Here is a 12,529-nt window from a genome sequence, read left to right on the forward strand (position 1 = left end):
GGAATCGAGCCGCAAATTTCGGTGCGCTGCCCCGGAGGCATGGGGCTCATCTCGACACGCTGACCATTGCTCCGCTGCGCTCCGCATGGTCAGCTACTCGATGAGCGTGCACTCGATGAGCGTGCACTCGATGAGTGTCAGCGGGGTGTGCAGTAGAAGACGGCGCCGTAGCGGTTGTCCTTGATCCCGATGACCGTGAAGCAGACCTGCTTCCAGTTCGGGTCGATGTCGGCGCCGACGGTGCGGCGGTTCGGGGTCAGGGTGTCCCGGACCGCCCCGCCCTCCATGGCCTTCTCGCTCTCGCCGACGTTCCAGCCCCAGGACGTGGGAGTGTCGACCGACCTGTTCCAGGTGGCGGTGGCGCGGTTGCCCTCGATCGTCACCTTCAGGTCCTTGGGCTCGAGGTTCGGATCGCTGACGCTCGCCGGGGGCGGCGGGGTGGTCGCGGGCGGCTGGGTGGCGGCCGGGGGCGGGGTGGTCGCCTCCTGGGCCTGCTGGGGACGGTTCAGCATGGACAGCACCACCACCAGCAGGACACCGATCGCAACGCCGCCGAGGGTGATCGCCAGCAGCGGCACCTTGCGACCGGGCTTCTCCGGTTCGACCGCGGAGGCGGGGGAGTGGGCCGACGGCACCGCCGGGGTGTAGCCGGAGGCGGGGCTGTACGCCGAGATCGGCGGCGGGGCGCCACCCGGTCCCATCGGCGGCGGCATGCCGAGGCTCGGATCCTGTTGCCGGAACCGCAGTGAGGTCAGGTCGTCGGGGTTGATCGCCTGCCCCGGGGTGCCACCCCACCCGGGCGCCGCCATCGGCGGCTCCGGCTTGGGTGCGGTGACATCCGCCGGCGGCGTACTCGGCCGCGGCACCGGATCACCGGTCGACCAGCTGCGGGTCTCGGTGCGCACCTGGGTGAGCGCGTCGCGCAGATCGGCGGCCGAGGCGAAGCGCTCGTAGGGGTTCTTGCGCAGCGTCTTCTCGATGATCTTGTGCAGCATCGGCGGCAGGTCCGGCCGACGCAGCGGCCGCGGCTCCTCCAGGCGTACCCGCTTGATGTAGGCGAGCGCCGAATCGGGCTCGCCGTCGGTGCGGGTGAACGGCGGTTTGCCGTCCAGCAGGTGGAACAGCGTCGCGCCGAGGGAGAAGATGTCGTCGGCCTCCGAGGGCGGATAGCCGTCCAGCACCTGCGGGGAGGCGTGCCGATAGGAGAACCGGTCCGAGCTGGAGGTGTGCGCCGAGTCGATCAACCGGGCGATGCCGAAGTCGGAGAGCACGTAGCTGGTCGGCAGGATCAGCACGTTCTGCGGTTTCACGTCGCGGTGCAGTACGCCCTTGGCGTGCGCGAAGGAGAGCGCGTCGGCGACCACGGTGCCCACATTGACAACCTCGTCGGCGGACAACTGCCCGTACGATGCCAGCCGCTGATCCAGCGAACCGAGCTCGTAGTAGTCCATCACGATGCACGGGCGGCCGCGGCTGGAGGTGCCGATCTGCAGCACCTTGGCGATGTTCGGATGCTGCCGGCCCAGGGAGACCATCAGCTGGACCTCGCGGGTGAACCGGCGGATCGACTCCTCGTCGTCGACCATCAGCACCTTGATCGCCACGTCCCGGTCGAGGGCGTCCTGGACGGCACGATAGACCGTGGCGTCGCCGCCACGGCCGATCTCCTGCCAGCCCGAGAACCCCTCCAGTGTCTCCGGAGGCGTCACCTGACCGGGTGCGGAGCCCCAAGTACCGCTCACGCCGCCCCTTCTGGTCGCGGTTCAGGTCTGCCACCCTGTGTCCAAGGTTCCGTCCTCTTTTTACCACGTGCCGGATCAGGTATCGGTTCGACGTTTGCGCGATCACCGCGTACACTCAACGTCTTGGTGGCTGCACCAGACTCGGGCGTGCCCGGGCGCAGCCGAACGGCAATAGCTCAATTGGCAGAGCATCGGTCTCCAAAACCGAAGGTTGTGGGTTCAAGTCCCTCTTGCCGTGCGAGACGACTGGGCCCGCGTTCGCCTCATCGGATGACGAGGTGCCGGGCACACCGAGGCGACCCGAAGGACCCAAGCAGTGGCAGACGACAAGTTCACCGATCCGACCGACGAGTCGGACGAGTCGACCCCTGTCGAGCCCACCGACGGCCGCACCGCCGATGATTCCGTCGATGGTCAGCCCGCCGAGTTGAGCGAGGATGCCGAGATCGTCGACCCGGAGGACACCCCGGACGACGGATACGTCGACGATCCGAGCACCCCGGACATCAACGAGGCCAAGCTGGACCGCGCCACCGACGAGGTCGCCGAGGAGGAGACCGTCTCGGAGGGTTCGACCGCCCAGCGGCGTCCCCGCCGGACCCGCCCGGTACGCCGCGGCCAGTCCGATTCCGGTGATCGGGACTCCGATTCCGATGTGCGGACCGAGGAGAAGTCGGCCGCCGACGAGGTCGAGGCCGACTCGACCGCCGACGGCAAGCAGCTCGCCCGGACCGACGAGGGCGGCCGCAAGGGCCGCCCGTCGCGCAAGGAGAAGGCCACCCGCACCCGCCGCGACGCCGAGCAGGACCGCGCCGCGGCCACCAAGGAGCGCACCACCCCGGCCGCATTCGTCCGCGAATCGACGACCGAGCTCCGCAAGGTGGTCTGGCCGACCGGCACCCAGGTGCAGCAGTACTTCGTGGTGGTGCTGGTCTTCGTGCTGTTCATCATCGCCTTCGTCTCGCTGCTGGACCTCGGCTTCGGCTGGCTGGTCCTCAAGGCGTTCGGCTGAGACGCAGCCGACCGAAGGCATCGCACTAGTGGAGGAAAACCCCGTGAAGGACAACGAGCAGGACGTCGAACTCTCCCTGGACGACGACGCGACCAGCACCCCGGATGAGACCGAGGAGCAGGACGTGGAGATCGATCTGGGCGAGGCGCCGGCGTCCGCCGAGGCCGACGACGAGGTCGAGATCGACCTCGACTTCGGCTCCGACGACGACTCGGAGGACTCCGACGACGACGATCTGGATCTGGATCTGGGCGGTGCCGGGTCGGACGATGACGCCGAGGCCGAGCTGGCGCTGGGCGACGACGACACCGCGGCCGGTGCGGGCGATGAGGACGACGAGCCCGACGCCGACGCCGAGGATGCCGCGGAGAAGGCGCTCGAGGAGCTGCGTGCCGAGCTGCGCGCCAAGCCCGGCGACTGGTACGTCGTGCACACCTATTCCGGCATGGAGAAGCGGGTCAAGCAGAACCTGGAGTCCCGGGTCACCTCGCTGAACATGGAGGACTTCATCTTCGAGGTGCGGGTGCCGACCGAAGAGGTCACCGAGATCCGCAACGGCAACCGCAAGACCGTCACCCGCACCGTGCTGCCCGGTTACGTGCTGGTCTGCATGGAGCTGACCGACGAGTCCTGGGCGACCGTCCGGCACACCCCGTCGGTCACCGGTTTCGTCGGCCACGCCACCTCACCGGTGCCGCTGGGTCTGGACGAGGTCGAGAAGATGCTCGCCCCGTCGGTGATCTCCGCCGCCACTGCGGCCGCCGAGGGCCAGCCGAAGCAGACCCGCAAGAAGAAGGTCGAGGTCGCCGACTTCGCCGTGGGCGATTCGGTGATGGTCACCGACGGCCCCTTCGCCGGGGTGCACGCCTCGATCACCGAGATCAACGCGAACAGCCAGCGGCTCAAGGCCCTGGTCGAGATCCTGGGTCGCGAGACCCCGGTCGACCTGACCTTCTCGCAGGTCGACAAGGTCTGATTTGGTTCCGCCGGGTCACCGGCGGACAATGAATGCTTGGGCGCACAGCCGGTGCGCCCATTGGCGGGTGGGCGTACGCCTCGCACCGCCACCGGAAACCGAACGACACAAGAGGACCCGAACATGCCTCCCAAGAAGAAAGTAGCGGCGCTCGTCAAGGTCGCTTTGAACGCGGGTGCGGCCACCCCGGCGCCGCCCGTCGGTACCGCTCTCGGTCCGCACGGCGTCAACATCATGGACTTCTGCAAGCAGTACAACGCTGCCACCGAAGCCATGCGCGGCAACGTCATCCCGGTCGAGATCACGATCTACGAGGACCGCACGTTCTCGTTCATCACCAAGACCCCGCCGGCCGCGGAGCTGATCAAGAAGGCCGCCGGCATCAAGTCCGGTGCCGCCAACCCGCTCAAGGACAAGGCTGGCAAGATCACCCGGGATCAGGTCAAGGAGATCGCCGAGACCAAGCTGCCGGACCTGAACGCCAACGACATCGACGGCGCGATGAAGATCGTCGAGGGCACCGCCCGTTCCATGGGCGTCAGCGTCGAAGGCTGATCCAGCGCCGCTGGGAGGCCGCCAAGGCCGACCGCGGGGGATGAGAAGGGGGTCGTCCCCCTTCACGAACACAGTGGGAGCCCCGCGCTGGGGCGTACCACGACTGACCAGAACTGAACTGAACAAGGAGTCAGAGATGCAGCGCAGCAAGGCATACCGCACCGCCGCTGAGAAGCGGACCGCGGACAAGCTCTACACCCCGGCCGAGGCCGTGGACATCATCAAGGGCGGGGCGTCGGCCAAGTTCGACGAGACCGTCGACGTGGCGATGCGCCTCGGCGTCGACCCGCGCAAGGCGGACCAGATGGTCCGCGGCACCGTCAACCTGCCGAACGGCACCGGCAAGACCGCTCGGGTCCTGGTCTTCGCCACCGGTGACAAGGCAGCTGCCGCCGAGGCCGCCGGTGCCGATGAGGTCGGCGCCGACGAGCTGGTGGAGAAGGTGCAGAAGGGGTACCTGGACTTCGACGCCGTCGTCGCCACCCCGGACATGATGGCCAAGGTCGGCCGGCTGGGCCGTGTGCTCGGCCCGCGTGGCCTGATGCCGAACCCGAAGACCGGCACCGTCACCCCCGACGTCGCCAAGGCCGTCACCGACATCAAGGGCGGCAAGATCGAGTTCCGCGTCGACCGGCACGCCAACCTGCACTTCGTGATCGGCAAGGCGTCGTTCAGCGAGCAGGCGCTCGCGCAGAACTACTTCGCCGCGCTCGATGAGGTGATGCGACTCAAGCCGTCCAGCGCCAAGGGTCGCTACATCAAGAAGATCACCTTCTCCTCGACGATGGGCCCGGGCGTGACGGTCGATCCGTCGCGCACCAAGCCCGAGGGCGAGTGATCGGACGCCGCTGAGGCGTACGCCTGATCGCAGCACCAGACGAGGCCCGCACCCATCGGGGTGCGGGCCTCGTCGTGTGTCCGGCGGGTGGTCAGTCGCCGTACTTCAGCGGCCGGCGCGGCTTGTACTGCGAGCCGGCGTCCAACCCGTACTTGAGGACGCGGTATCGGGTCCTGTCACCGTCACCGGTCTGCTCGTAGGCCTTGTACGCGGTGCGGCTCGAGTCGGTCCACTTCTCGAAGATCACCACGTGGCGGGTGTTGTTGGTGCCGTCGGAGTCGATCAGCAGGTCACCCGGCTTCAACTCGTTCAGCGAGATCCGCTTGGTCACGCTCGAGTCGGCCAGGCCGACCGTGTTCAGACCGGGCTTGCCCAGCCCGAGCGCCATCGAGACGTAACCCGAGCAGTCCTGCCGGTAGCCCTGGAAGAACTTCGTCTGGCTGTAGGGGACCGGGCCGCCGTTGTAGGCCGTCAGCCAGGTGGCCGCCCGCTTCAGCACCTGCTGCCGATCGGCGGAGACGTTGCCGTTGGAGGGCGGCGGGGTGGTCGGCTTGCCACCGCCGCCGTTGTTGGCCTTCAGCGAGGCCCAGGTCTTCGGGCCGACGATGCCGTCGACCTCCAGGCCCTTGGCCTTCTGATAGCTGAGCACGGCGGCCTTGGTCTTCGGGCCGAACCTGCCGTCGACGGCGAGCTTGGCGCCGTTGGAGTTCAGTACGCACTGGAGGTCCTTGACCGCCTCGCCGCGGGCGCCGTATTTGACGACGGGGGTCGAGTCGATGGAGCAGCTGGCGGACGAGCCGGCGGCGGTGGACTGGCTGATGCCGAAGCCAACGACCCCGGTCACTGTGGTGAGGCCGGTGACCGCTGCGGCGGTCAGGGCGGCGATGCGTCGGGTGTTCATGTCAGGTCTCCTGGGTGGTTGTTGACCGGTACGCCGCTGACGCTAGGCGGCCTCCGGGCCCGCGGAAACCCAATGGTGGCTGGAAAGTTCCTCCTCGGTGGGTGGAAGGTTCCGGTTGCCGATCACCCCACCGCACGCGAACGCCCCCGCAACCGGAGCGGTTGCGGGGGCGTACGCGACGGACGTGAGAACTGGACTCAGAAGCGCACGACAGCGTTGATCGGCATCGAGGTGGCCGAGGCGATCGACACGGGCTTGCCCGGGCGGGAGCTGTGCACGATCTTGCCGTCACCGATGTAGATCCCGATGTGGGTGGCGCCGGAGTAGTAGACGATCAGGTCGCCCGGCTGAGCCTGGCTGAGCGAGATCTTCTGGCCGGCGGCCAGCTGGGCCTGCGAGGTCCGCGGGATGCTGATCCCGGCGGCCTTCAGGGCGGCACCGGTCAGGCCGGAGCAGTCGTAGGCGTTCGGGCCGGTGGCGCCGTAGGCGTAGGGCTTGCCGAGCTGGGCCAGCGCGAAGTTGACCGCAGCGGCCTTGCCGCCGGTGGTGCTGCGGACCGCGGTGTTGGCGGCCGGCGCGGCCGGGGCGGCGGGCTTCGGGGCCGCCTTGGCGGCGCTGCTGGAGCCACCCTTGTGCTTCTGCAGCGAGCCCCAGGTGAGGGACGCGGTGACGCCGGTGGTCGGGATGCCGTGGGCCTTCTGGTAGCGGATCACCGCGGAGCGGGTGATCGTCCCGTAGTAACCGGTGGCCGGAACCTTGTAGCCGTCCTTGGTCAGGGCGCGCTGCAGGCGCTTGACGTCATTGCTCCGCTTGCCGACCTTCAGGGTCGGGGTGGAGCCGGCGGCGCACTGGGAGACGGTGCTGCAGGTGGCGGCATCGGCGGTACCAATGGTGGTGACCGCGATGGTCGAGCCGAGGGCGACGCTCGCGGCGATGGCCGCGGAGCTCTTGAACAGCTTGCGCATGTCGAGTGAATCCTCTGGTCGGGTGTCAGGTCCGCCGGTTCAACTCCGGCGCGAGGACGTTATCCCTGCGTGACCGTCTTGGTCAACCCTCAGGGTCTTCTCAGCATGAAATGGGTATCGGTCGGTCTGGCAGATTTATCATCTTCCCTAGTTGGACCGCTTTGACCGGTGGTCCGACTGTGAGCCGGATCATTGTGCCGAAGTTTCTGGTTTCTCTCAGGAACAGGGGCTCTCGGGGTGATGCCGGAGGGGCCGCGTACGCCGATTTGGTGCGCACCCGCGCGGGTGCGTACGATGGGTGCTGCCGAAGACCGCAGGTCGACCGGGTACGCCCGGTCCGAAGTCTCCGAGCAGGCCCCGCAAGAGGTCCGCACGGAAGGCCCGCGCAGGTGATGCGAAGCAGTCCGGAGCCCAGCTCCGAGCCGCCCCGTGCGCCTGTGCGCCGGGGCTTTTTTGATGCCCCAACTGGTCCCAGGCGCCGCCGCCCCACCCGGGCGTGCGGTTCGTGCGAGAAGTGGGAAGGAGAACCATGGCGAGGCCCGACAAGGCAGCCGCGGTTGCCGAGCTGAAGGAGAAGTTCTCCAGCTCTGAAGCCGCCGTGCTGACCGAGTATCGCGGACTTTCCGTGGCCGCCCTCAAGGAGCTGCGCCGCAGCCTCGGCGAGGACGCCACGTACGCCGTGACGAAGAACACTCTGACCCAGATCGCGGCCAAGGAGGCCGGTGTCGAGGGGCTCGATGAGCAACTCGTCGGCCCGACCGCGATCGCTTTCATCACCGGGGACGTGGCCACGGTGGCGAAGGGTCTGAGGAACTTCAGCAAGGACAACCCGCTTCTGGTGATCAAGGGCGGCGTCATGGAGGGCAAGATCCTCGACGCCGACGGGGTCAAGGCACTCGCCGACCTCGAGTCCCGTGAGGTGCTGCTGGCCAAGCTGGCCGGCGGTATGAAGGCCAACCTGAACAAGGCTGCCTACGTCTTCGCCGCTCCGGCGTCCAAGCTCGCCCGTGCACTGGGCGCGCTGGAGACCGCGGCCCAGGAGGACCCCTCGAAGATCGGTGGCGCAGGTGCTGCTACCGCCGACCAGAAGCAGGTCAGTGACGAAGCAGCTCCGGCTGCGGGGAACGACGAAGCAGCGCCCGCTGCGGAGAACACCGATACCGCAGCGGATGACTCCGCTGACGAAAAGTAAGGAAGGACGCCCAACATGGCGAAGCTCAGCAATGACGAGCTCCTTGACGCCTTCAAGGAGATGACCCTGATCGAGCTCTCCGAGTTCGTGAAGCTGTTCGAGGACACCTTTGACGTGACCGCCGCCGCTCCGGTGGCCGTGGCCGCTGCCGGTGCTCCGGCTGCCGGTGGCGAGGGTGGCGGCGACGCCGCTGCCGAGGAGTCGGACGAGGTCGACGTGATCCTCGAGTCCGCCGGTGACAAGAAGATCCAGGTCATCAAGGAGGTGCGCGCCCTCACCTCGCTCGGCCTGAAGGAGGCCAAGGAGCTGGTGGAGTCCGCTCCCAAGGCCGTCCTGGAGAAGGCCAAGAAGGACGACGCGGCCAAGGCCAAGGAGCAGCTCGAGGCTGCCGGCGCCTCCGTCACCCTCAAGTGATCTGTGCGGCTCCGGCCGCGTGATCTCCGGTACGCCTGAGGCGTACCTCTCGCGAAGGCGGGTCCCGTTCGGGGCCCGCCTTTCGTGTTGGGCGGACCCGGTGTGTTGTTGGATGGGGCGCATGTTCTCCTCCTCCGTATCCGCTCAGGTCCCGCCCGCCGGGCCGCTCACCCTCGCCGGGATCGAGCTGCCTGAGGGCCGCCAGCTCCGCAGCGACTTCGGCGGCGGCGAGCCGGTCGGCTGGGTCACCGTCGAGCCGCTCCCCGAGGACCGGCTGACCGAGCTGGTACGCCGGTTGGCCGGCGCGTTCGCCGAGACCGGGTTGTGGCCGGTCGCCGTCGAGGGCCTCGCCGGGGAGTACGCGCGGCCCTGGCTGGAGGGCGAGTTCGGCGAGGTGGACGACCGCGTCCTCGCCGCCGACGCGGTGCTCACCGAAGCGGCTGCCGACCTGATGCCCGACGCGGGTGAGGACTGGGAGCCGTCCGCCCGCTACCGGGGTCTGGCCGACCCGGTGTCCGGACCCGACCTCACCGCCGACGAGTTGGAACCCATCCTGCTCAACGAGCAGGGTGGCGGGCTGCTGCTGGTGCCCGCCCAGCGTCCGGGCGATCTGCTCAAGCGGCTCGGCTGGATCGGGGCCACCAACTACGACCGCAACGGCGAACCGCTCTCGGCGGTGCTGCGGAGCTGGGAGGACCGCTTCGGCGCCGTGCTCACCGGCCTCGGCTTCGACACCCTCGCCGTCCAGGTGCCGCGCCGCCCGAGCAGCGACGAGCAGCTGCGGCGGCTGGTGGGGGAGCACTACGTCTGGTGCCCCGACATCATCGACCAGGGCCTGCCGCCCGCGGACTACCTGGCCCAGCTGCGGACGGCGGACGGTTGGGCGTTCTGGTGGGACTGAGTGCGATATCTTCCTGAGCGTCTTCCTTTCTTCCTCGATTGGTGGATACTGGTTCGATGGCGATCAACATCAAGGACCCGGTCACCGATCGGCTCGCGCGTGAGTTGGCCCAGGAGACCGGGGAGAGTCTGACCGAGGCGATCCGAGTGGCGATGGAGGAACGGCTCGCGCGAGTTCAGCGCGTCCGGCGTCGCACGGACCGCGGGGCATCGCTGTACCGCTACATCGAGCGCGGGCGGGCACGTAAGACCTTGGATGACCGGTCCGCTGACGAGATCCTCGGTTACGACTCCGACGGGCTGCCCCGATGATCCTCGACACCTCCGCGGTGCTCGCCGTCGTCCTCGGTGAGGATGATGCGGTGACGTACCTCGCCGCGATGACGTCCGCCGCTGAGTTGTCCATCTCCGCGGCGACCCTGGTGGAGTGCCTGATGGTCGCACACGCGCGGCAGGGTGCCGAGGCGGAAGCGGATGTGCACGGGTTGCTGGCGGACCTGGAGGTGGATGTCCGGCCATTCACCGAGGATGAAACGCTCGCTGCCGTCGAGGGCTGGCTGAGGTTCGGCAAGGGCAGGCATGCTGCCGGTCTCAATCTCGGCGACTGTTTCAGCTATGGCGCCGCGCAGGCTGCCGGTCGTCGGCTGCTGTTCAAAGGCGACGACTTCTCCCGGACCGACGTGCCGGCAGCGCTGCTGCGCTGAGGCGTACGCCTGATTCGGGCGCGTACCCACCCCAGGCTGGGTACCCTGGGTCAGACCTAGGGGTTCTACTGGGGTGCCCGGCTCGGCCGAGGCGCAGACTGGTACCCACGCAGGTCGCATTCCGCGGCCACAGTGTCATCGTCGCCACTGAAGGGGTAGCTGCACATGACCACGCACCTGGATCTCGACCAAGCCGTCATCGACGATCGCGAGAGCGGCATCTACCGGGCGAATCGCTCGATCTTCACCGATGAGGAGCTCTTCGAGCTCGAGATGAAGCACATCTTCGAGGGCAACTGGGTCTATCTGGCACACGAGAGCCAGGTGGAGAACCCCGGGGACTACTTCACCGGATACATCGGCCGGCAGCCGGTCGTCATCACCCGCTCCAAGGACGGCACCCTGAACGGGTTGATCAACGCCTGCGCCCACCGCGGCGCGATGCTCTGCCGGCGCAAGACCGACAACCGGCTGACGATCACCTGCCCGTTCCACGGCTGGACCTTCCGCAACGACGGCAAGCTGCTCAAGGTCAAGGACCCCGAGGACGCCGGCTATCCCAGCCAGAGCTTCAACATCGACGGCTCGCACGATCTGACGAAGATCCCGCGCTTCGAGTCCTACCGCGGGTTCCTGTTCGGCAGCCTGAACCCCGATGTGCTGCCGCTGACCGAGCACCTGGGTGATGCCACCAAGGTGATCGACATGCTCGTCGACCAGTCACCCGACGGCCTGGAGGTGCTGCGCGGCACCTCGACCTACATCTACGACGGCAACTGGAAGGTGCAGGCCGAGAACGGAGCGGACGGCTACCACGTCACCGCGACGCACTGGAACTACGCCGCCACCACCTCCCGCCGGGCCTCCGGGGAGTCGAAGAACACCACCGAGACCGTGGATGCCGGCAAGTGGGGCAAGCAGGGCGGCGGCACCTGGTCCTTCCCGAACGGTCACCTGTGTCTGTGGACCTGGGCCGGCAACTGGCAGTCCCGGCCGCTGGTGCCCTGGCTGGACAAGCTCAAGGAGAAGTACGGCGAGGCCAAGGGCGAGTTCATGGTGAAGGGCTCGCGCAACCTGCTGCTCTACCCGAACGTGTACCTGATGGACCAGTTCTCCACCCAGATCAGGCATTTCCGGCCGATTGCGGTGGACAAGACCGAGGTCACCATCTACTGCATCGCGCCCAAGGGCGAGAGCGCCGAGGCCCGCGAGCACCGGATCCGGCAGTACGAGGACTTCTTCAACGCCACCGGGATGGCCACTCCCGACGACCTGGAGGAGTTCCGCTCCTGCCAGTTCACCTTCAAGGCCACCACCGCCCCGTGGAACGACATGAGCCGCGGCGCCGAGCACTGGCTCGAGGGACCCGATCCGGTCGCCGATTCGCTCGGTATGGACGGCGTGATCGCCTCCGGCATCAAGAACGAGGACGAGGGCCTCTATCCGGTGCAGCACGGTTACTGGCTGGAGGTGATGCGGGCCGCCGTCGCCGGTGAGGACGTCGCGTTGGCGGGCGCCCAGCAGGCCGCGGAGAAGATCGGCAGCGACCACAAGCTGGTACGCAGGGCCAAGGGCGGCGCGGTCAAGGAGCAGCAGAGCCCGGCCCGGCGGAAGAGCGCGGCGAAGAAGACGGCACCGGCCAAGAAGGCCGCACCGGCCAAGAAGGCCGCACCCGCCAAGAAGACGAGCACGGCGAAGAAGGCGGCCCCGGCGAAGAAGGCGAGCCCGGCGAAGAAGGCGAGCCGCCGATCCACCGAGCGCGGCTGAGGAGGATTCCGATGACCGACACACTGCAGCAGCGCGACATCCAGGCCAATGGGGCCACGGTCCCGGACCAGGTACGCATCGACCAGACCACCATCGAGCAGTTCCTCTACCGCGAGGCGCGCTACCTCGATGACCGGGATTTCGAATCCTGGTTGGACTGCTATCACGATGACGTCGTCTACTGGATGCCCAGTTGGGACGACAACGGTGAGCTGACCCAGGATCCGGCGACCGAGATGTCGCTGATCTACTACCCGAACAAGGGTGGGCTCGAGGACCGGGTCTTCCGGATCCGCACCGAGCGGTCCAGCGCCACCTCGATCCCCGAACCGCGGACCAGTCACAACATCAGCAATGTCGAGGTGATCGAACGCCGCGGCAACCTGGTCGACATCCGGTTCAACTGGCACACCATGTACTTCCGGTACAACACGATGGACCCCTATTACGGGACGTCCTTCTACACCATCGACTTCGGCGGCGAGACTCCGCTGATCCGGCGCAAGACCGTGGTGCTGAAGAACGACTACATCCACCACGTGGTCGACATCTACCACATTTGA

14 protein-coding genes and 1 tRNA gene are annotated in these 12,529 nt (G+C 67.7%); 12 read left to right on the plus strand and 3 right to left on the minus strand.

What is annotated here, in order from left to right; genetic code table 11:
* Positions 1-137: 137 nt before the first annotated feature.
* On the minus strand, positions 138-1,742 hold the full coding sequence (locus tag BI335_RS11010; RefSeq protein WP_094430969.1) for a serine/threonine-protein kinase: 1,605 nt from the start codon (positions 1,740-1,742) through the stop codon (positions 138-140).
* A 165-nt stretch (positions 1,743-1,907) separates the two neighbouring features.
* Between BI335_RS11010 and BI335_RS11015 the strand changes: the two genes are divergently transcribed.
* From BI335_RS11015 to rplA, 5 genes are all read left to right on the plus strand, one after another.
* Positions 1,908-1,980, plus strand: a tRNA-Trp gene (locus tag BI335_RS11015).
* Positions 1,981-2,058: 78 nt separating this feature from the next.
* The gene (gene secE, locus BI335_RS21920; protein ID WP_229119550.1) at positions 2,059-2,754 is read left to right on the plus strand and encodes a preprotein translocase subunit SecE; all 696 of its coding nucleotides are present in this window, start codon (positions 2,059-2,061) and stop codon (positions 2,752-2,754) included.
* A 28-nt stretch (positions 2,755-2,782) separates the two neighbouring features.
* Positions 2,783-3,730, plus strand: coding sequence for a transcription termination/antitermination protein NusG (nusG, locus tag BI335_RS11025; protein WP_172421847.1), 948 nt, complete (start codon positions 2,783-2,785; stop codon positions 3,728-3,730).
* 123 nt (positions 3,731-3,853) lie between these two features.
* Entirely contained in the window at positions 3,854-4,285 is a 432-nt protein-coding gene (rplK, locus tag BI335_RS11030) for a 50S ribosomal protein L11 (RefSeq protein ID WP_094359615.1), read from the plus strand.
* Between the two features lie 136 nt (positions 4,286-4,421).
* The gene (rplA, locus tag BI335_RS11035; RefSeq protein WP_094359617.1) at positions 4,422-5,123 is read left to right on the plus strand and encodes a 50S ribosomal protein L1; all 702 of its coding nucleotides are present in this window, start codon (positions 4,422-4,424) and stop codon (positions 5,121-5,123) included.
* Positions 5,124-5,214: 91 nt separating this feature from the next.
* Here rplA and BI335_RS11040 read toward each other — a convergent pair whose 3' ends face one another.
* Positions 5,215-6,024 (minus strand): peptidoglycan-binding domain-containing protein, encoded by an 810-nt coding sequence (locus BI335_RS11040; RefSeq protein WP_094405546.1) that lies wholly within the window; start codon positions 6,022-6,024, stop codon positions 5,215-5,217.
* Positions 6,025-6,221: 197 nt separating this feature from the next.
* A complete protein-coding gene (locus tag BI335_RS11045) occupies positions 6,222-6,989 on the minus strand; it encodes a C40 family peptidase (RefSeq protein ID WP_229117853.1) in 768 nt (255 codons plus the stop codon).
* A gap of 529 nt (positions 6,990-7,518) precedes the next feature.
* Between BI335_RS11045 and rplJ the strand changes: the two genes are divergently transcribed.
* From rplJ to benB, 7 genes are all read left to right on the plus strand, one after another.
* Entirely contained in the window at positions 7,519-8,181 is a 663-nt protein-coding gene (rplJ, locus tag BI335_RS11050; protein WP_094359621.1) for a 50S ribosomal protein L10, read from the plus strand.
* Positions 8,182-8,196: 15 nt separating this feature from the next.
* Positions 8,197-8,595 carry a 50S ribosomal protein L7/L12 gene (gene rplL, locus BI335_RS11055; RefSeq protein WP_094359623.1) on the plus strand — a complete coding sequence of 133 codons (399 nt, stop codon included), beginning with the start codon at positions 8,197-8,199 and terminating at the stop codon, positions 8,593-8,595.
* Positions 8,596-8,716: 121 nt separating this feature from the next.
* Positions 8,717-9,496, plus strand: coding sequence for a DUF4253 domain-containing protein (locus tag BI335_RS21420; RefSeq protein WP_094405547.1), 780 nt, complete (start codon positions 8,717-8,719; stop codon positions 9,494-9,496).
* Positions 9,497-9,552: 56 nt separating this feature from the next.
* Positions 9,553-9,807, plus strand: coding sequence for a type II toxin-antitoxin system VapB family antitoxin (locus tag BI335_RS11065; RefSeq protein WP_094359627.1), 255 nt, complete (start codon positions 9,553-9,555; stop codon positions 9,805-9,807).
* Positions 9,804-10,199, plus strand: a complete 396-nt coding sequence (locus tag BI335_RS11070; RefSeq protein ID WP_094405548.1) for a type II toxin-antitoxin system VapC family toxin — start codon at positions 9,804-9,806, stop codon at positions 10,197-10,199. Before BI335_RS11065 ends, BI335_RS11070 begins: the two co-directional genes overlap by 4 nt.
* Before the next feature lie 165 nt (positions 10,200-10,364).
* Positions 10,365-11,966 (plus strand): benzoate 1,2-dioxygenase large subunit, encoded by a 1,602-nt coding sequence (benA, locus tag BI335_RS11075; protein WP_166646855.1) that lies wholly within the window; start codon positions 10,365-10,367, stop codon positions 11,964-11,966.
* 11 nt (positions 11,967-11,977) lie between these two features.
* Complete coding sequence (benB, locus tag BI335_RS11080) at positions 11,978-12,529, plus strand: benzoate 1,2-dioxygenase small subunit (RefSeq protein ID WP_094430973.1); 552 nt, start codon at positions 11,978-11,980, stop codon at positions 12,527-12,529.

The sequence above is a fragment of the Enemella evansiae genome, from assembly GCF_002250705.1.
Lineage (GTDB): Bacteria > Actinomycetota > Actinomycetes > Propionibacteriales > Propionibacteriaceae > Enemella > Enemella evansiae.